This window comes from Aeromicrobium sp., assembly GCF_014378035.1.
In the GTDB taxonomy this organism is placed as follows: Bacteria; Actinomycetota; Actinomycetes; order Propionibacteriales; family Nocardioidaceae; genus Aeromicrobium.
Genome location: NZ_JACMOM010000383.1, coordinates 21699 through 40475, shown reverse-complemented (window position 1 = coordinate 40475; position 18777 = coordinate 21699). Strand labels below are relative to the sequence as shown.

General features: G+C 66.0%; 17 protein-coding genes. 11 read left to right on the top strand and 6 right to left on the bottom strand.

Going from position 1 to position 18777, the window contains the following annotated elements:
- Window positions 1–503, top strand: a 503-nt coding sequence (locus H7290_RS20520) for an HAD-IC family P-type ATPase (RefSeq protein ID WP_290515873.1), incomplete at its 5' end; no start/stop codon positions are given.
- A 320-nt stretch (window positions 504–823) separates the two neighbouring features.
- Window positions 824–1090 (top strand): hypothetical protein, encoded by a 267-nt coding sequence (locus H7290_RS20515; RefSeq protein ID WP_290515872.1) that lies wholly within the window; start codon window positions 824–826, stop codon window positions 1088–1090.
- 302 nt (window positions 1091–1392) lie between these two features.
- Here H7290_RS20515 and H7290_RS20510 read toward each other — a convergent pair whose 3' ends face one another.
- The gene (locus H7290_RS20510) at window positions 1393–2310 is read right to left on the bottom strand and encodes a class I fructose-bisphosphate aldolase (protein ID WP_290515875.1); all 918 of its coding nucleotides are present in this window, start codon (window positions 2308–2310) and stop codon (window positions 1393–1395) included.
- A gap of 304 nt (window positions 2311–2614) precedes the next feature.
- Between H7290_RS20510 and H7290_RS20505 the strand changes: the two genes are divergently transcribed.
- Window positions 2615–3454: a hypothetical protein gene (locus H7290_RS20505; RefSeq protein ID WP_290515871.1), complete on the top strand. Its 840-nt coding sequence runs from the start codon at window positions 2615–2617 to the stop codon at window positions 3452–3454.
- Window positions 3455–3582: 128 nt separating this feature from the next.
- Here H7290_RS20505 and H7290_RS20500 read toward each other — a convergent pair whose 3' ends face one another.
- From H7290_RS20500 to H7290_RS20490, 3 genes are read right to left on the bottom strand one after another with little or no spacing between them, the layout of a single operon-like run.
- Window positions 3583–4587 (bottom strand): AAA family ATPase, encoded by a 1005-nt coding sequence (locus tag H7290_RS20500; protein ID WP_290515870.1) that lies wholly within the window; start codon window positions 4585–4587, stop codon window positions 3583–3585.
- 4 nt (window positions 4588–4591) lie between these two features.
- On the bottom strand, window positions 4592–5023 hold the full coding sequence (locus H7290_RS20495) for a ribulose bisphosphate carboxylase small subunit (RefSeq protein WP_290515869.1): 432 nt from the start codon (window positions 5021–5023) through the stop codon (window positions 4592–4594).
- A complete protein-coding gene (locus H7290_RS20490) occupies window positions 5020–6477 on the bottom strand; it encodes a form I ribulose bisphosphate carboxylase large subunit (protein WP_290515868.1) in 1458 nt (485 codons plus the stop codon). The genes H7290_RS20495 and H7290_RS20490 overlap by 4 nt, the downstream gene beginning before the upstream one ends.
- Window positions 6478–6606: 129 nt before the next feature.
- On the opposite strand from H7290_RS20490, the gene H7290_RS20485 reads away from it, so the two are divergent.
- Both H7290_RS20485 and H7290_RS20480 read left to right on the top strand, forming a co-directional pair.
- A complete protein-coding gene (locus H7290_RS20485) occupies window positions 6607–7497 on the top strand; it encodes a LysR family transcriptional regulator (RefSeq protein WP_290515867.1) in 891 nt (296 codons plus the stop codon).
- Window positions 7498–7560: 63 nt separating this feature from the next.
- Window positions 7561–8559 (top strand): class I fructose-bisphosphate aldolase, encoded by a 999-nt coding sequence (locus tag H7290_RS20480; protein WP_290515866.1) that lies wholly within the window; start codon window positions 7561–7563, stop codon window positions 8557–8559.
- A 9-nt stretch (window positions 8560–8568) separates the two neighbouring features.
- Here H7290_RS20480 and H7290_RS20475 read toward each other — a convergent pair whose 3' ends face one another.
- Window positions 8569–9744 (bottom strand): GAF domain-containing sensor histidine kinase, encoded by a 1176-nt coding sequence (locus H7290_RS20475; RefSeq protein ID WP_290515865.1) that lies wholly within the window; start codon window positions 9742–9744, stop codon window positions 8569–8571.
- The gene (locus H7290_RS20470) at window positions 9741–10397 is read right to left on the bottom strand and encodes a response regulator transcription factor (RefSeq protein ID WP_290515874.1); all 657 of its coding nucleotides are present in this window, start codon (window positions 10395–10397) and stop codon (window positions 9741–9743) included. The genes H7290_RS20475 and H7290_RS20470 overlap by 4 nt, the downstream gene beginning before the upstream one ends.
- Window positions 10398–10565: 168 nt before the next feature.
- Here H7290_RS20470 and rpe point away from each other — a divergent pair, with 168 nt between their 5' ends.
- From rpe to hypF, 6 genes are all read left to right on the top strand, one after another.
- Window positions 10566–11294 carry a ribulose-phosphate 3-epimerase gene (gene rpe, locus H7290_RS20465; protein WP_290515864.1) on the top strand — a complete coding sequence of 243 codons (729 nt, stop codon included), beginning with the start codon at window positions 10566–10568 and terminating at the stop codon, window positions 11292–11294.
- 1 nt (window position 11295) lies between these two features.
- On the top strand, window positions 11296–13341 hold the full coding sequence (tkt, locus tag H7290_RS20460; RefSeq protein WP_290515863.1) for a transketolase: 2046 nt from the start codon (window positions 11296–11298) through the stop codon (window positions 13339–13341).
- Window positions 13341–14303 (top strand): phosphoribulokinase, encoded by a 963-nt coding sequence (locus tag H7290_RS20455; RefSeq protein ID WP_290515862.1) that lies wholly within the window; start codon window positions 13341–13343, stop codon window positions 14301–14303. Before tkt ends, H7290_RS20455 begins: the two co-directional genes overlap by 1 nt.
- Before the next feature lie 126 nt (window positions 14304–14429).
- Entirely contained in the window at window positions 14430–15431 is a 1002-nt protein-coding gene (gene glpX, locus H7290_RS20450; RefSeq protein ID WP_290515861.1) for a class II fructose-bisphosphatase, read from the top strand.
- Window positions 15431–16351, top strand: coding sequence for an HAD-IA family hydrolase (locus H7290_RS20445; RefSeq protein WP_290515860.1), 921 nt, complete (start codon window positions 15431–15433; stop codon window positions 16349–16351). Before glpX ends, H7290_RS20445 begins: the two co-directional genes overlap by 1 nt.
- Window positions 16352–16457: 106 nt before the next feature.
- Window positions 16458–18764 carry a carbamoyltransferase HypF gene (hypF, locus tag H7290_RS20440; RefSeq protein WP_290515859.1) on the top strand — a complete coding sequence of 769 codons (2307 nt, stop codon included), beginning with the start codon at window positions 16458–16460 and terminating at the stop codon, window positions 18762–18764.
- The last annotated feature ends 13 nt before the right edge of the window (window positions 18765–18777 follow it).

Sequence of the window (18777 nt, the reverse complement as noted above, 5' to 3'; positions counted from 1 at the left end):
TCGAGGTGGTGATGCTGACCGGCGACAACCGGATCACAGCCGAGGCAGTCGGTCGCCGCCTCGGCATCTCCCGCATCGAGGCAGAGGTCCTTCCGGAGAACAAGAGCGACATCGTCAAGCGGCTCCGCGAGGAGGGACGTGTGGTCGCGATGGCCGGCGACGGGGTCAACGACGCACCTGCCCTGGCTGCCGCCGACGTCGGGCTCGCGATGAGCTCGGGAACCGATGTCGCGATGGAGAGCGCCGGGGTGACGCTCCTGCAGGGCGACCTCACCGGCATCGTGCGCGCCCGCAGACTGTCACAGGCCACCATGTCGAACATCCGCCAGAACCTGGGGTTCGCGTTCGTCTACAACGTGGCGGGCATCCCCGTCGCCGCTGGCGTCCTCTACCCCGCCTTCGGGCTGCTTCTCTCCCCCATCATCGCGGCGGCTGCCATGGCCCTGTCCTCGGTCAGCGTCATCACCAATGCCTTGCGACTTCGGACGCAAAACCTCGAGTGAAAGCCCGTCGGATTCGATGGCGTCGTCAAGACTCGCATCACCGGAGTCGTCGATTGATCACGCTTGCCGAAAGACCCCGACGCAGGGCCTTTCGCCTCTTGGGGCCCCGTGAACGGGAGACGAGCGTGTGAGACATGAATACTTCTGCCACTCCTGCGCAGGTCAAGCGTCGCTCTCGTTGGTTCGCATTGCTCGTGCTGTTGCTCGGGGTCGGGATTGGAGCAGCCATCACGGCGGTGGTCGTGACCCCAGATGGTGATCCGTCCAGCGGGAGCTCCGCGGCTCAGCTCTCACAAGTTCAGGCATCCTGCCGTGACTGGATGGATTCGTCACAGGGCGACGGTGGGACCGACGACCGGTGGTGCGCAGACATGTTCGCGTGGATGCGTGACCAGTCGAGCGGCTCGATGATGAGCTCCATGATGTGGCAGGGCCCAGAACAGATGCGCATTTCCTGCCGCGAGTGGGTCAACCAAGATGGGGCGAATGCTGGAGCCTCTGCCCAGCAACGATGCAGCGCCATGGTCGATTGGATGAGCAGCCACATGTCGACCCGGGGAGGCAACTGGATGATGCAGGGTCGCTGACCTCAGTGGGGACCTGCCCTCGGTGTGCCCGGTGACCACGACGGCCAGTCCGACCGCTGTCGCATCCGATGCCTGCGCCCGCATTGTGCCTTGGCCCTGGACCCCGTCTCAGCGACATCGAGGTGATGTTCCCCTTGATCGAGGACATCACCAAGGCCGTCCGTGCGGTGTTCGTGATCGACCCTGCCGGCGTGATCCGCACGATCCGTACCGGTGCGAGCACCCAGATGACGAGCCTTGCGAACGACGCTGTGAGAGAGGACCGGTCCACCGATCACCACGTAGAGCGGTCAGGTCAAGCATCAGACGGCGGCACCGACGGTGGAGCCGGACGCTGACTGGGACGCTCGGTCGCAGGCACGCACCAGGGCATCGTGGACGAGCTGTTCGTTCCTGACCTCGGAGACGTCCAGTGATTCATCGACCACTGCCCTGGTGAATCCGAAGGTGATCGGCCACGGGGACGATTGCTGGTGTGCCAGGTCAGCGATTGCCAGCAAGTTCCTGCACGCTTGATCAAGGCTCTGCCCGCTCGACAAGAAGAGGACACCGCCGAAGTCGTCAGCGATCGACTCACCGAGAACGGCCAATGTCGATTGGGCGACCTCGAAGGGTGGTGGCTGTGTGCGGTTCGTCGAGCCCGAGATGATCATGTTGACCCTCAGCAGCACCGCGGACGTATCGACATCGGCGTTGACCAGTGCGGCTGAAAGCGCCATCAGCGCGTTGGCTGTCGCGGCGTGGGTCACACCCTGGCTGTGCGACTCCAGGTCAGGCATCGCCACCGTGAGAATCGGCGTGACGCCTTCCGCCAGCGATGCCGCAGCGCCCGCCGCCAGCTGCGCCGCCGCGATGTGGACCCCCCCGCGGGGCACCCTCCCGACCGGCAGGTTCGCTCGCCACTCGGCGAGCTTCACCTTGCGGGAGGCCATGGCGGCGAGGCGGCGGCGCAGATCGCCGGTGGTCCGCCCGCCCGGCAGACGTATGCGTACTCCGACCTCGACACCGTGCAAGTGGGGTGCACCGTCGAGCACGGTGTCCGGCGAGACGATGACAGCCGACAGAAATGGTGACAAGCCGGTCGACTGCAGGACCAATTCGGTATAGCGATCGAAGCTGAGCCCCGGCCACGGCGGCGCCGTGACGGCAGCATGGGCGTAGTCGTCGAGAACCAGCACCCCTCGGTCGTGAGCCATGAAGGACGCTGCCTTGCTCGCCATAGTGTTCACGATTCTGCTCCCTGAAGGCTCTGTGGAGCACCGACGCTAGCCAGGACGACGATCGTCGGTCACCACCCTTAGGGATGGACTGCCGGGTGAGTCGAGGTCTTGCACCCGGTGTTGCCGAGAGCCTTGTCGCGGCGCAGATGTCCGCTGCTCGGACCGAACGTGGTCGCCGCTGTTCTCGTCGGTCGTCCCCTCATCCGCTGTTCAAGCGATGCGGGCTCGAATCCATGCCGTGAGAGCACCGACTTCCAGAGCGCGCGTAGGGTGGCGAATCCGACCAGACCAACCGAGGTGACAGATGGCACGACCGATGATCGTCCAGACCGACGCGCAGATGGGCTTTCATTGGGCTGACCTCACGGGCCAGCCCATCACGCTCTCGGCGCTGGCCGCCAACGACGACGAGCCCGATCGCCTCCTCCCGACGCACCTCGAGGCTCTCGACGACACGCTGATCCAGGCCGCCGGGGCCTACGGTGAGATTCTCGGCGGCGGGCGAGCCCCGGCCGACCGGGCGGAGGAAAAGGGACTCCGCTCCCTGCATCGCGCCATCGATCGGCTGTGCCACGAGTACGCCGATGCCCTCACCAGCCTCGGGCTGGTGACCGAGGTGCGCGGCGGTCAGATCATCGGTACCGCTGCCTTGATGAGCATCTGGGCGCGGCAGGCTCTCGGCCTTCTCGGCCCTGCGCCGTTGGAGGGGCAGCTCGACGAGCCCGACCTGGGCGTCATCAGTGGATTCGGCGACATCCAGACAGTCGATGTCGATCGACCGTGGCTGGGCGGTCGGTGGATTGTTCGCACGGAGACCGGTCGTCGACTGCCCGCCACTCTTTCCATGCTCATGTTCGACAGTTCCGGGGTCAACAAGGACGCGTCACTGAAGGAACATCGGGAGCTGCTCATTTCGACGACTGTCGGCAGCGACAGTCCTGACGCAGACCGCGTCGCCGCGTCGTGTGCGATTGACTGGCTGCTCTACGACTGGTTGATGGCACACCGCGATGGCCCCGACAGCGGAGCGGTTGAGGTTCCTGGCGGCGTCCAGGATGCGACGATGATCGTGTCGGCGGCCGCCGCCTCGGCACGCGCTCGCGCCGTGATCGACCCCGGACTGATCGACCTGCCGGTCGCCTAGCGGGGATGCCTGGGGACGCCGCTTCGTACGGTGGTCCCTCAATCTGTAGGACGGGTGAAGCGGTCACGTCACGCCGACAGGGGCACCGGCCACCCAAAGGCGGGCCCGTGTCCCTGTCGGCGCGACCGCTAGGGGGCCGCCTTGTCGAAGACGCTGCTCCCGAAGACGTCCTCGGATGTCAGGGTGACGAGGTCGTCCCTGATCAGCGGGCGTTTCAGCTCGACCAGCCTCTTGGCCTGTCGAAGTCGGCAGCGCTCCACGGCATTCCTGACGCTCCGCGCGTTCGAGAAGCGTGGTTGTTGCATCCTGAGCTCCAGGTACGTCGAGAAGGCCTCCTGCGCCTCGTCGGCGAAACGGAAGTTCTCTGCGCTCACCATCAGATCTGCTATCTGCACGAGCTCGGCATGGTCGAAGTCGTCGAAGGCAATGTGGTGGGCGACGCGCGACGACAGACCAGGATTGGCCGAGAAGAACGTGTCCATCCGATCGGGGTATCCCGCAAAGATGACGACAAGGTTCGCCCGCTCGCTCTCCATCTCCTGGAGCAGGATCTCGATGACCTCCTGGCCGTAGTCCCGTTCGTTCTCCGGTCTGAACAGGTAGTAGGCCTCGTCGATGAACAGGACTCCGCCGGCAGCCTTCGCGATCGCCTCCTTCGTCTTGGGGGCCGTGTGACCGATGAACTGGCCGACGAGGTCATCGCGCGTCACGGTGTGAACCTTCGGCGTGCGGATGTAACCGAGGGCGTGCAGCATGCGCGCCATCCGCTGCGCCACTGTGGTCTTGCCCGTCCCAGGCCCGCCGGTGAAGCTCATGTGCAAGGTTGGCCTGGAGGACGAGAGCCCGAACTGTTGACGGGCGCGGTCCACCAGCAGGAGAGAGGCGATCTCGCGCACCCGCCGTTTCACGTTGGTCAACCCCACCAGCTCATGATCCAGCGTCGTCAGCAGCTCGTCGACCTCCTTGGTCACCTCATCGGCCGACAGATCGAGCACATCGCCGTCCGCCAACATCATCTCCGCTGGATCGAGGTCATCGTCGGGCGCTTGGCTGGGCAGCGTCGTGCGGAACTCTTCTGAACCCGGACGGTAGTAGCCGAACCCGGACGGTTTTTGTCGTTGGTTGCTCGCCACTGCTCTACTCCTTCGTTGACTCATATCGGTTTCCCGCTGGACCCTCAGTCGCATACGAATGAACGCCATAGGACTGTTGCCGGTCCTTGCCCTCGGTCCTCGTGAGGAGGAAACCCGGCTCGATGTCGGGACGGTGCACCAGGAAGGAGATCGCCGTCGTCTGCCGACCAAGCCGCGCATCGTAGGCCAGAACCCTGATGTAGTGCTGCGGAAAAGTCGCCCGGCAGGCGTTGATCTCGGCGAGAACCCCATCCGGTTCATCGAGGTCGAACAGGGGAAGTCCCCACATCTCCCAATAGATGTTTCGCGGGTGCGGGTCGTCGGTGTACTCGACCGACAACGGCCAGCCCTGGTGGAGGGCATAGCGGACCTGCGCGGCGATCTCCTCATCGCTCAGGTCAGGAAGGTAGGAGAAAGCTCCGTGGCGTAGTTTCATGACAACTCCTGAACACTGGCCGTCGCGACGGCGTCGGGGGCATCGGTCGAGGTGTAGTCGAAAGTGACATCGCCCCAGGTCGCGAGAGCGACTTCGAGCGGCCGGCAGCTCTCCGCCGCCTTGCGAAGCATGTCTGGGCCTTCGATGAGAAGATCCCTGCCTTCGTTGCGGCCTTTGACCACCGCCTCGAGCGCGACGCGGTTGGACTCGGCCCCCGCGGCGATGCCCAACGGATGACCGATCGTTCCGCCGCCGAACTGAAGGACGACATCGTCGCCGAACAGGTCGAGCAGCTGATGCATCTGCCCGGCATGGATGCCACCCGAGGCCACCGGCATCACACCGGGCATGCTGGCCCAGTCCTGGTCGAAGAAGATGCCATTGGCCGGGTTGACCGGAATGTGATCGTCGCGAAGGGTGTCGTAGAAGCCCCTCGTCGTGGCCGGATCACCCTCGAGCTTGCCGACAACGGTCCCGGCATGCAGATGGTCGATGCCAATGAGTCGGCACCATTTGGACAACACGCGAAAGCTCACTCCGTGCGTCTTCTGCCTCGTGAACGTCGAGTGACCGGCGCGGTGCAGATGCAGGAGGACCCCGTTCTTGCGCGCCCAGTGCGACATCGACTGCATCGCTGTGTAGCCGATGGTGAGGTCGATCATGACGACGACGCTGCCAATCTCCTTGGCGAACTCTGCGCGCTCGTACATGTCCTCCATGGTGGCGGCGGTGATGTTGAAGTAGTGGCCCTTCAGCTCGCCGGTCTCGGCCATCGCCTTGTTGACGCCTTCCATGCCAAACAGGAAGCGGTCGCGCCAGCGCATGAACGGCTGCGAGTTGATGTTCTCGTCGTCCTTGGTGAAGTCCAGACCGCCGCGGCAGGCTTCGTAGATGACACGGCCGTAGTTGCGCGCCGACAGCCCGAGCTTGGGCTTGATGGTCGCGCCGAGCAAGGGGCGGCCGTACTTGTTGAGGAGCTCGCGCTCCATGACGATGCCGTGCGGCGGACCCTGGAAGGTCTTGACGTACGCAACCGGTATGCGCATGTCCTCCAGGCGCAGCGCCTTGATGGGCTTGAAGCCAAAGACGTTGCCGATGATCGACGAGGTGAGGTTCGCGATCGAGGACTCCTCGAACAAGTCGATGTCGTAGGCGATGTAAGCGAAGTACTCACCCGCCCGGCCGGGAACATCGTCGACCCGGTAGCACTTGGCCTGATAGTGGGAGTTCGCGGTCAGCCTGTCGGTCCACACGACTGTCCAGGTGGCCGTCGACGACTCCCCGGCCACGGCAGCGGCCGCCTCGATCGGGTCGACTCCGTCCTGCGGGGTGATCCGGAAGACCGCCAGCACGTCGGTGTCCTTCGGCTCGTAGTCGGGCGCGTAGTAACCCATGCCTGCATAGCTCTGGACACCCGGATCCCACCGGTCCTTGATGGTGCTGTCATCGATCATCGTGCGCCTCCATCTGGATTCCTGACCCTCAGGTCCCGCCTCAAGAATGGTCGCCAAACGCCTAAACAACAAGTGAATCTTTAGTTCGCACACTTAACCTTTTGGTTGATCTTGGTTAGACTTCGACGCATGACGCAGGTGACCTGGGGACGAATGCGAACGTTCCTCGCCGTGGTCGAACACCACAGCATCCGTGACGCGGCGGCGGCGCTGCATGTCACCGAATCGGCCGTGTCGGCCGCGATCTCTCACATGGAGAAGAGCCTGTCAGCCGAGCTCTTCGTCCGCGACGGACGAGGGATCCGGCTGACTGAGAGCGGCCGAATCTACGCCGGATACTGCCGGACGATCGTCGCCATGGTCGAGCAGGCTTCCGAGGCGGTCCGATCAGCTGGACACGGCCGGCTTCGCATCGGTGCAGTCGCCACGGCCAGCGAATCTGTCCTTCCGACGTTGCTGGCGTCATTTCGTGACCGTCACCCTGAGATCGAGCTGACCTTGACGGTCCTTCCTCGCGACGACCTGTTCGACGCCCAGACCCACCACGAGACCGATCTGGTGATCGCCGGCCGACCGCCCCCAGACTCGAATCTGACCACGCGGGCGATGCGCGCCAACAGGCTGATCGTCGTCGGTGCTCCTGACAGCTTCGATCATGCGTTGGCGGCGACCTGGCTCCTGCGGGGTCCTGGCTCGGGGACCCGCGACACGGCGCTTGGCCTGCTCGCACAGCTCGACGCGGCCCCGCCGACCTTGACCCTGGGCACGCATGGCGCCGTCGTCGCGGCCGCCCGTGAAGGACTTGGCGTGACCCTGGTGCATGCCGACGCGGTCGAGGACGACCTGAGCAGAGGACTGCTCGCCACGTTCCCGTTGCGTCACACCCCCCTCGACCGCCCATGGCATGTCGTGACCACGGATCTGCTGACCGGTTCGGCGTCGCTGTTCCTTGCCCACATCACTGACTCTGCCCTGGTGGGCAGCTCGGCCTTTCACCTGCTCAAACCCCCGGTGGGGTGATCCCGGAGCGGCCTCGGCCCGCAAGGCTGCAGGCGTTGATTCATTCCCACACCTGGAGGGCCCATGCACGAGCTCCACGCTGTCGCGACGCACCTGGTCGGATCTGGCCGAGGGATTCTCGCCGCCGACGAAAGCGTCAAGACCATGTCGATACGGCTCAATGCCGAGGGCATAGCGGCGTCCCCGACCGCACGACGCGACTATCGTGAGCTGCTGCCCACGGCGCCGGACCTGGCGGCATCGATCAGCGGGATCATCCTGTGCGACGAGACGTTCAACGACTCGCTCGCCGACGGCACCCCCTTCCCGCAGGCATGCCGCGCCCGCGGCATCCTTCCGGGCATCAAGGTGGATACCGGGACGTCACGCCTACCCGGCGGTGGCGGCGCGACAGTCACCGAAGGCCTGGACGGGCTTGGCGCCCGCCTCGCCACCTACGCGGCGTCCGGTGCCGCCTTCGCCAAGTGGCGCGCCGCCATCGACATCGCCACGGCAACCGATCTGGTGCTGGAGGCCAACGCCCACGCCCTTGCCCGCTACGCAGCCCTCTGCCAGGAGCACGGGATCGTCCCGATCGTCGAGCCCGAGGTCCTGTGCGGAGGAGGCCACACCATCGGCGACTGCGCCGAGACCACCTCGCGCGCGTTGACGATGCTCTTCGACCAGCTCGATCGCCAGCGCGTCGACCTCGCCGGTATCGTGCTCAAACCCAACATGGTCACACCGGGACTCCACGCTCCCGCGGCCAGCCCGGCCGAGGTTGCTGCGGCCACCAACGCGGTTCTGCGCGCCACGGTCCCTGATCATGTTCCCGGCATCGCCTTCCTGTCTGGCGGGCATGCGCCACTCGAGGCTTGCCGCTACCTCCTCGCAAGCAACGCGGTCGCCCCGACACCGCCCTGGCACCTCACGTTCTCCTTCGGCAGGGCGCTGGTCAACGACGCCTTGCACGCCTGGCAAGGCCAGAAGGCCAACATCCGGGTTGCCCAGGATGCCCTTCTGCTCAATTGCGCGAACGCCGCCGCGGCACGTGCCGAGAGCTCCGAGCTCGTTCGCCGGTGAGGCCGGTTGTCACAACGGAAGCTCGACGATGACGGCGGTACCCCGGCCGGCGACCGAGTCGATGCGCAAGGATGCGCCGATCAGGGCGCAGCGCTCGGCGACCGACGAGAGGCCAAAGTGCTCGCCGAGCGCATCCACACTTCGCTGTGCCCGCGCTGAAGCCAGATCGAATCCCACACCGTCATCGGTGATCGCCAGGACCACTGCATCCCCTGCCCGGCGCAAGGACAGCACGGCATGCCCCGCCTCGGCGTGTTTGACGACGTTGTTGATGCCTTCCTGTGCGATCCGGAACAACACGGCAGCGCAGTGGTCGGGGACGTCGGAGATCTCGTCCAGATCGGTGCGAAACTCGATGTCGAGCTGGGGCGAGACCTGGGTCAGCGACTCCAGTGCCGACACCAACCCCAGATCCTCCAGGATCAGGCTGTGCAGGCCCCGAATCGCTGCGCGCGTCTCGTCATACGCAAGGGTGGCGAGTCGGCGGGCGGCCGAGATCTGGACCTGAGCATCACCGATCCTGCGTTCGGCAGGTCCGGTCGCCGCCAAGCCCACATCGGCCGCGGACAGGTGGAAGGCGAGCGAAGCACGCGCCTGGGTGACGCCGTCGTGGAGGTCGCCGGCAATGCGTCGGCGTTCGGCCTCCTGCGCCGATGATGCCTGCTCGATGAGCCGGTTTCGCTGCGCCTGGTGCTCCTCGACGTCGCCGAGCAGGCCCTCGGCGAACAGCCGGAGACCGATCAGATCGGCATACACCTGCGCTCTCTTCAGGTCGTCCTCGGTGAAGGAGGTCGACCCGCGACGGTGTACCGAGATCACCCCCACGATCCTGGACGCCGTCCCGTGGGCAGGCGCGCACATGCGGGACACCGTCTGATCCGGCCGCAGGCCCAACAGCGCCCGGTGCACCTTGTTGCGGGGCGAATCGTCGACGAGCGTGACCGCATGTCCTTTCGATGCCACCAGCCCGGTCACTCCATATCCGACCGGAATCTTCAACTGTTTCTCGAGACCGTGGGCGGCCGGGTGCACCGCACCGACGTTCAGCTCGTTCTCGTTCTGGTCGATGAGGAAGACGATCGATCCGTCCGCGTCAAGCGCCTCGGTGAGAAATCGAGACACCGCCGGAAGATTCAGCTCACCGGGGACCAACAGCAGTCGATGTAGTGCGGACACGTCCTTCACTGATAGAGACCTTCTCTCAACGCCACGGCGATCGCACTTCCCCGGTCCGACACTCCGAGCTTGCGATACAGGCCGCGGATATGAGTCTTGACGGTGTCTTCGCTGACGATGAGCTTCGCGGCGATGCCCTTGTTCGAGTGACTTGAGACGAGCAAGGCGAGCACCTCAGACTCGCGTTGGGTGAGCCCCAGGTGAGCACCGGGCCAGAACTCGCCCGCATTGATGCGAGCCGCCGACATCGCTATGCGTCCTGCCAATGACGGATCGATCACCACTTCACCGGTCGTCACCCGGCGCAGGTGCCCCACAAGCTCGACCGCGTCGATGCGTTTGAGGATGTAGCCGGAGGCGTCGACCCTCAGCGCCTGATACAGGTACTGCTCGTCGTCGTAGACGGTGAGGAAGACGACGTGGAGTGCGGGATTGGCCGCTTTCGCCTGCTGACACAGATCGAGGCCGCTGTCCTTCCCGAGCCTGATGTCACACAGCAGCACATCGGGGTCGAGTCTCGCCGTCAGCTCAAGCGCCTCCAGCTGGTTCGTCGCCATCCCGAGGACCTCGACGTCCTCGGGGAATTGCGACAACATCGCCGTGACGCCCTGAAGCACCATCTCGTGGTCATCGGCCAGGACAACCCGGACTACCTGCTTCATCACGTCAACAGAGTAGGTGGGCTTGTCAATGGTGTCCTCGATGGCGGATGACCCTCACGGTCGCTCGTCGGTGTGGGTTGCGTCCTCGGGTATCCGAGCCCGGCCACGTCATCACCCATTCCACCCACCGGGGTGAATACGCCCGCACCGCCGTTGCGGTGTTCTTGTGTGAATCAATTCACGAAGGGCTGGATCACCATGCGACAGAAGAACCTCATCGTCCCCTCCATACTTGCCGCCGACTTCAGCCAGCTCGGGACCGAAGTCGAACACCTCTGCGAGGCCGGCGTCGACCGCATCCAGTGGGACGTCATGGACGGCGTCTTCGTGCCGAACCTGACCTTCGGCCCGGACGTCATCGCGGCCGCTGGCGAGCACTCGACGGTGGGCTTCGAGGCCCACCTCATGGTTGCCAATCCCGACAGGCTGCTGCACCGCTACATCGACGCAGGCTGCGAGGTCGTCATCGTCCACGCCGAGGCCTGCCCGCACCTGCATCGGACCTTGGGTCGGATCCGCGAGCTCGGCGCGCGCGCCGGCGTTGCCCTCAACCCGCACACTCCTGCCTCCGCCGCAGCGCACGTCCTGTCCGAGACCGACCTCATCCTGGCGATGACGGTGAACCCCGGGTTCGGCGGTCAGACCTATATCCCGACGGTCGAGGCGAAGATCGCCGAGATTCGCACCATGATCGACGAATCGGGGTACTCGATCGAGCTCGAGGTCGACGGAGGGATCACCGACCGCACGATCGTCGGCGCGGCCGCCGCGGGCGCCGACGTCTTCATCTCCGGCAGCTGGCTCTATGGCTGGGCCGCAGGCAAGACCGCTGGAGTCCACGAGCTGCGAAGTCGCGCGGCCTGGGCCCAGACCCACCACGACGAAACGGCTGCCTGACATGACGATCACGACCCCCGACACCCACAAGACCACGCCGCGTTCCGGCGCCATCGACCAGCTCGCGATCGACACGATCCGCTTTCTCGCCGCCGACATGGTCGAGGAGGCCAACAGCGGGCACGCCGGTATGCCGATGGGCGCAGCCCCCATGGCCTGGACGCTGTTCAGCCGACACCTTGCCCACAATCCAGCCGACTCCGCCTGGGCAGACCGCGACCGATTCGTCCTGTCGGCCGGCCACGGGTCCGCTCTCCAGTACGCGCTGCTCCATCTGTTCGGCTACGGCCTGCCGCTGTCGGAGCTGCGGCGTTTCCGCCAGCTCGGATCCGCCACGCCCGGTCACCCCGAGCTCGGCCACACCGACGGCGTCGAGACGACCACGGGCCCGCTCGGACAGGGGCTGGCGACCGCGGTGGGAATGGCTCTGGGCGAACGCATGAATGCTGCCCGCTACCCCGAGATCACCGGTCACCACACCTACGCGATCGTCGGGGACGGCTGCCTCATGGAAGGTGTCAGCCACGAGGCCGCCTCACTTGCCGGGCATCTTGGTCTGGGCCGTCTGATCGTGCTGTTCGACGACAACGACATCACGATCGACGGGCCAGCCGGCCAGTCATGCAGCGACGACCAGCTGATGCGCTTTGCTGCCTACGGCTGGCACGTCGCGAGGGTCGACGACGGGACCGACGTCGACGCGATCGATGCCGCCCTCACGGCCGCAAAAGCCGCAGAGCGGCCGAGCTTCATTGCGATCCGTACGGTCATCGGCCACGGGGCACCCGGGATCGAGGGCACGTCGAAGGCGCACGGAGCACCCTTGGGCGCCACGGTTCTCCGCGCGGCCAAGAAGAACGCCGGATGGGGAGACCAGCGTTTCGTTGTCCCGGCGGAGGTGCGCGAACGGTGCGCCGAGCTCGCGATGGCCGGTGCGCGGCAACAGGCCGCGTGGACGCGGCGGTATGACACTTTCGAGCACGCCAGCCCCGTGCGTTGCGCCGAATGGGTTCGCGCCCAGGACCGGGAGCTCCCCGAGCATCTTGAGGAGATTCTCGACGGCATCGAGACCGGCATCGACCGCGCGACCCGGCAGACGTCCCAAGCGGTTCTCGCGGCGGTCGCCGCGCAGATGCCTGAGCTCATCGGCGGCTCGGCTGACCTCGCCGGGTCGACCGGCACCGTGACCGGGCAGGATGCCGTCTCGGCACTGGACTTTGCCGGCTCCGTGATTCATTTCGGTATCCGCGAGTTCGCGATGGCCGCGGTGCTCAACGGGCTGTCCCTGCATGGCGGTTTCCGTCCATACGGGAGCACCTTCCTGGTCTTCAGCGACTACCTTCGTCCCGCGCTGCGACTGTCCGCATTGATGAGGCAACCGGTCGTGTACATCCTGACCCACGACTCGGTCGCTGTCGGTGAGGACGGCCCGACGCACCAACCGGTCGAGCACATCGAGTCACTTCGGCTGATCCCGGGCGTGCGCGTCTTCCGACCTGCCGACGACCACGAGACCATCGCCGCGTGGCGAGCCGCGCTCAGGCACACCAGCGGACCGAGCGTGCTCATCCTCAGCCGGCAGACGCTTCCCTCCCTGGAATCCGCCGACGGCACCGAACCGGACTTCCTCACCTCCACGGGCGCCCGCGTGGTGAGGCAAGCCGAGCAGCCCGACATCGACATCATCGCCACCGGCTCGGAGGTCCACCTTGCCGTGGAAGCAGCGGTGGCGTTGCACGCGCGGGGGCTGGTCACCCGCGTGATCTCGGCACCGTGGCGAGAACGCTTCGCCGAGAACAGCGGAGTATTCGGCCGGGCACCGGTCGTCATGTCCGTCGAAGCCGGGACCACGCTCGGCTGGCAGGGCCTCACCGGCACCAACGCCATCGGTATCGACGAGTTCGGCGCGTCCGGTCCCGGCGACGAGGTCCTCGCCCACTTCGGCATGAGTGCAGACAACATCGTCCGGCGGGCTGTGGCGGCCGCGAACGCGCACCACTCAGCGCCTCATGACAACGATCAACACCCAACCGAAGGGAACTCCTGATGCCAGAGAAGATCATCCAGATCGCACGTTCGCAGGCCGATGGCTCGTCGAGACCGGTCATGCTTGCCATCGCCGGTGACTCCGCTTCCGGCAAGACCACGTTGACGAAAGGGTTGACCGAGGCGATCGGTGAGGACCGCTGCCTCTCGATCTGCGTCGACGATTACCACAAGTTCGATCGTGCAGAGCGCAAGAAGCTGCCCTTCACCCCGTTGCACCCAGACTGCAACTACATCGACATCGTGGAGCAGCACCTGCAGCTCCTGGCACTCGGACGCCCGATCCTCAAGCCGGTGTACGACCACGCGACCGGCACGTTCACCCGACCCGAGTACGTCGAGCCGAAAGAGTTCGTCATCGTGGAGGGCTTGCACCCGTTGGCAACGAAGCTGACCAGGGCGTGCTTCGACGTGACGGTCTTCCTCGACCCGCCTGAAGAGATCCGGCACAAGTGGAAGGTTGACCGGGACTGCGGCAAGCGGGGATACACGCCCGAACAGGTCACCGCCGACCTCGAACGGCGCGAACCCGAGTCGGCGCTGTTCATCCGTCCGCAGCGCCGTTTCGCCGACATCGTGATCCGATTCGCTCCTGTCCCGGGCCGCGAGGATCCGCCCGGATCACCCCTGTCGGCCGAGCTGATGCTTCGCCCAACGATCCAACACCCAGCACTGGACTCGGTGCTGAACGATGATCACACGAGCGCCATGCATCTGAAGATCATCCGTGACCGGGACGGGACCCCGACCGACTGCCTTCTCGTGCACGGGCACGCCTCCGCGGAGGAAGCCCAGCTCTTGGAGAAGGCGATCTGGACGGAGCTCGGTACCGACGGCGGCGCGCCACCTGACCACATCGGCGAGATCAGCCCGGGGACGCGAAGCGAACCCCTGGCCCTCACGCAGCTGATTCTGCTCTATCACCTCTTGCAGGTGCGCGCCAACCAGCGGCGGGCGGCCTGACCGCGATCAGGTCGCTGGCGACCCGGTCACCCCTGCGACCACCCAGCGGGTGGATGCAGGGCCGCCCGGGGACGTGCTCAACTTCGGCTCACGAGCCGGATCGACATCTACCGAAAGAAGTCACCCATGCCCGAACGCGAAAGACCAGACCGCAACCTTGCCCTCGAGCTGGTCCGAGTCACCGAAGGCGCCGCCATGGCAGCAGCTCGCTGGGTCGGCCGAGGCGACAAGAACGGCGGCGACCAGGCCGCAGTCGACGCGATGCGTGCCCTCATCAGCACCGTTTCCATGTCAGGGGTCGTCGTGATCGGTGAGGGCGAGAAGGACAAGGCGCCCATGTTGTTCAACGGTGAGACGGTCGGCAACGGCGGAGGGGTCGCGTGCGATGTCGCAGTCGACCCCATCGACGGCACGACCCTGATGGCAAACGGGCAGCCCAACGCCGTGGCCGTCATAGCCGTGGCGCCGCGGCACACGATGTTCGATCCCTCGGCAGTGTTCTACATGGACAAGATCGCCACGGGGCCGGAGGCCGCGGGTGTCATCGACATCAACGCCCCCGTCGAGGAGAACATTCGGGTCGTCGCCAAGGCCAAGGGGCTCAAGGTGGCCGATGTCACCGTCGTGATCCTGGACAGGCCGCGCCATGTCGATCTCGCGCGACAGGTACGAGCGGCAGGCGCTCGCATCCGCTTCGTGTCTGACGGTGACGTGGCCGGAGCGGTGATGACGGGTCTGCCGGGGACGGGCGTCGACCTGCTGATCGGGATCGGCGGCACCCCGGAGGGCATCATTGCCGCTGCCGCCATGAAGTGCATGGGCGGTGAGATCCAGGGACGACTCCGCGCTTCGTCCGACCTCGAGCGCTCCCGTGCCCATGACGCCGGCCACGACCTGTCTCGCGTACTCACCACCTCCGACCTGGTGAAGGGCGATGAGGCCTACTTCAGCGCAACCGGCATCACTGACGGTGAGCTGGTGCGGGGGGTGCGCTACGAGCACGGTGCGATCCTCACCTCGACCGTTGTCATGCGGGCGAAGTCCGGGACGATCCGCACGGTCGAGTCACGCCACCGGCCCGCGCTTCTCGGCGAGTACTCGGCCGTGGACTTCGACCGGAACACCTGATGCCCACCCGCGGTCGCGTGGCCTTGGCCACGTTGAGCGCGGTCATCTTCGATGTCGACGGGACTCTGGTCGACAGCGAGCGTGACGGCCATCGCGTCGCCTTCAACCAGGCATTCGCCGATTTCGGACTTCCCGACCACTGGGGCGTGGACGTATACGGAAGGCTCCTCACCGTGACGGGGGGCCGTCAACGCCTCCGGGCCCATCTCGAGTCAAGGGGCTACGCCGGCGAGCAGGCGGCCGGTCTCGCCATCGAGCTTCACAAGGCGAAGACGCGGATCTTCACCCGGATGGTCCACGAGGGTGCGATCCAGCTGCGGCCCGGTGTTCGGCAGCTGGTCGAGAGTCTGCACGACGACGGAGTCCGGCTGTTCGTCGCCACGACCGGGAGCAGGGACTGGGTCGAGCCGCTGGTGACTCACCATTTCGGCACCGGCGTCTTCGAGCTCCTCGTCACCGGCACCGAAGTGCACGCACTCAAACCAGAGCCACAGGTCTACCTCACAGTCATGCGCGAGGCGGGCCTGCAACCGGCCGGTGTCGTCGCGGTGGAGGACTCCGAGAACGGCCTGCGGGCGGCGCAAGCGGCCCAGCTGCCCTGCCTCGTCGTGACAAATCCCTACACCGAGAATGACGACCTCAGTGCCGCCGATGCCGTCCTCGACAGCTTTGGGCCCACCGCCCACCAGATTTCGGGCAAGCCCGTGCCCTTGGTCGAGGGGGCGGTGACGGAGGCCTCGCTTCGCGCGCTTGCCGACTGCCCGGAGCGTCGAGCCGACCATGCGGTCCACCCCGCACCGGCAGTCGAAAGCGGCGTGTATGTCGGTACGACTGAAGGGCGCGAAGATTGCCCCTTGCCGCACGCCTCTGCCAGGTCTACCGTGAGGGAAATTGAAGTAGGGGGCCCATGCCCGAGTTGACGATCGCCCTCAGCGACCGGAATCACTCTCTTCGCATCAACGAAGTTCGACCCCCACGCGTCTCTCAGCCAGGCTGCGTTTTCGAAGTCGAAAAAAAGAAATCGCGATGACCGGCCACCACGGGCGACGTTCGCGCCGCCGATTCGACGTCTCCGGAGTCGTGCAGGGGGTGGGATTTCGGCCATTCGTCTATGCGGCCGCCGCCGAGCTCGAGCTCACCGGGACAGTCCACAACGATGTCGCAGGTGTCGTGATCGACGTCGAAGGCCTCCCCGAGCGCCTGATCGACTTTGCCCGTCGCCTCACCGATGCTCACCCGCCCCTGGCGGTCGTCGAAGCGGTCGTGATGACCGATCTGGAGCCTCGTGGAGGGACTGGCTTCTCCATCGGAGCCTCCTCGGCCTCCGGCGGACATCGCACCTTCGCCTCCCCCGACGTCGCTACCTGCGACGACTGTGTCGCCGAGCTCAGGGACCCCACGAACCGCCGTTTTCGTCATCCCTTCATCACGTGCACCAACTGCGGCCCCCGCTTCACGATCATCACCGACCTTCCGTACGACCGTGGAAGCACGACCATGGTCGACTTCCCCATGTGCGAGGCCTGCCAGCACGAATATGAGGATCCAGCAGACCGCCGTTTCCATGCCCAGCCCATCGCCTGCCACGACTGCGGCCCGACGCTACGGCTGGTGTCTGCTGGTGCCGCCGACGAGCTCGGCGAGCAGGCGCTGAGCAGAGCCCGCACGCTGCTGCAAGAGGGAGGCATCGTGGCGGTCAAAGGCCTCGGTGGCTACCACTTGGCATGTGATGCGGGCAATGAGACTGCCGTCGCCGAGCTGCGACGCAGAAAGGCCCGCGGCGGCAAACCCTTCGCGATCATGGTGCGCGACCTCCGTCACCTTCGACGCATCGCCGAGGTCAGCGATGACGAGGAAGCCATCCTCACCGGTGGTCGCCGGCCGATTCTGCTCTTGCGGAGCCGCTCGCACCCCTCGATCGCCGCATCCGTCGCACCCCACAACCCCGATCTGGGCGTGCTCCTGCCTTACACCGCGACTCACGAGCTCCTCATGGGGCGCGATGGGCACGGCACCCAGGTGCTCGTCATGACCTCCGGCAACGTCTCCGGTGAGCCGATCGTGACCGATGACGCCCAGGCGATGACGCGACTTGCCGGGCTGGCCGATGCCTGGCTCATGCACAACCGGAGGATCACCGTTCCGTGTGACGACTCGGTGGCGCGGTTCACCGCCGGAATCGAGCTGCCCATCCGCAGGTCACGCGGCTATGCGCCGCTGCCGATCGCGCTCCCCTTCGAGGTCGAACCGATACTCGCGGTCGGCGCTGACCTCAAGAATGCGTGCGGGGTCGCCCAGGGCCGCTACGCCTGGATCAGCCAGCACCTTGGCGACATGGACGACCTCGCCACCATCGAGGCCCTGACCGCTTCGGCTGCCCATCTGGAGATGCTGACCGGCGTTGAGCCGGCCCAGCTGGTGGCCGACCTCCACCCCGCCTACCGTTCCCCGGCCTGGGCCAAGACCCAGGCCGCGGGCCGACCCATCGTGAGAGCGCAGCACCATCACGCCCACATCGCCTCCGTCATGGGCGAGCACGGAGTCCCCCCGGAGCAGCGCGTCATCGGCATCGCGTTCGACGGCACCGGCTACGGCACAGACGGGGCGGTCTGGGGCGGAGAGGTCATGATTGCCGACTACAAAGGATTCCAGCGGTCCGCCCACCTCGCGTACGTCCCGCTCGCCGGTGGCGATGCCAGCGTTCTGAGGCCCTATCGGATGGCTCTGGCCCACCTGCACAATGCCGGTGTCCCGTGGTCTGCGGATCTACCCTCACTCGCTGCTTGCCCTGACAACGAGCGCGCGATCCTGCGGCACCAGCTCAGCTCCGGCTTCGGTTGTGTGCCGACCTCGAGCATGGGCCGGTTGTTCGACGCCGTTGCGTCGCTTGCCGGAGTCCGTCACGAGGTCGAGTACGAGGCGCAGGCAGCGATCGAGCTGGAGGGCCTCGCCCGCGGCGTCGATCCCGAAGGCGGCTACCGGTTCGCCTTGGTGCCGGGAGACCACCAGGATGCCCCCACGACCGCCGACCCCACACCCGTCGTCGGGGCCATCGTCTCGGACGTGCGCGCCGGAGTCCCTGCCCCCGTGATCGCGGCCCGGTTCCACGATGCCGTCACCGCGCTGATTGTGACCCTCGCCCGCCAGTCACGAGCAGAAACCGGCCTGAGCACCGTCGTGCTCGGAGGAGGCGTCTTCCAGAACGCACTTCTCCTGCCCTCAACAGTGGCCGCTCTCCGAGAGGACGCTTTCGACGTCCTGCATCCCCACCTTCTTCCGCCGAACGACGGCGGAATCTCCCTCGGCCAGATCCTCATCGGTGCTGCCGGCTGAGAAAGCAATACAA

Bases quoted from the DNA above. Each gene is read 5' to 3' on its own strand.
- H7290_RS20515 (WP_290515872.1), top strand. From the start codon at position 824: ATGGATTCGTCACAGGGCGACGGTGGGACCGACGACCGGTGGTGCGCA.
- H7290_RS20510 (WP_290515875.1), bottom strand. From the start codon at position 2,310: ATGGCGAGCAAGGCAGCGTCCTTCATGGCTCACGACCGAGGGGTGCTG.
- H7290_RS20505 (WP_290515871.1), top strand. From the start codon at position 2,615: ATGGCACGACCGATGATCGTCCAGACCGACGCGCAGATGGGCTTTCAT.
- H7290_RS20495 (WP_290515869.1), bottom strand. From the start codon at position 5,023: ATGAAACTACGCCACGGAGCTTTCTCCTACCTTCCTGACCTGAGCGAT.
- H7290_RS20490 (WP_290515868.1), bottom strand. From the start codon at position 6,477: ATGATCGATGACAGCACCATCAAGGACCGGTGGGATCCGGGTGTCCAG.
- H7290_RS20485 (WP_290515867.1), top strand. From the start codon at position 6,607: ATGACGCAGGTGACCTGGGGACGAATGCGAACGTTCCTCGCCGTGGTC.
- H7290_RS20480 (WP_290515866.1), top strand. From the start codon at position 7,561: ATGCACGAGCTCCACGCTGTCGCGACGCACCTGGTCGGATCTGGCCGA.
- H7290_RS20470 (WP_290515874.1), bottom strand. From the start codon at position 10,397: ATGAAGCAGGTAGTCCGGGTTGTCCTGGCCGATGACCACGAGATGGTG.
- tkt (WP_290515863.1), top strand. From the start codon at position 11,296: ATGACGATCACGACCCCCGACACCCACAAGACCACGCCGCGTTCCGGC.
- H7290_RS20455 (WP_290515862.1), top strand. From the start codon at position 13,341: ATGCCAGAGAAGATCATCCAGATCGCACGTTCGCAGGCCGATGGCTCG.
- glpX (WP_290515861.1), top strand. From the start codon at position 14,430: ATGCCCGAACGCGAAAGACCAGACCGCAACCTTGCCCTCGAGCTGGTC.
- H7290_RS20445 (WP_290515860.1), top strand. From the start codon at position 15,431: ATGCCCACCCGCGGTCGCGTGGCCTTGGCCACGTTGAGCGCGGTCATC.
- hypF (WP_290515859.1), top strand. From the start codon at position 16,458: ATGACCGGCCACCACGGGCGACGTTCGCGCCGCCGATTCGACGTCTCC.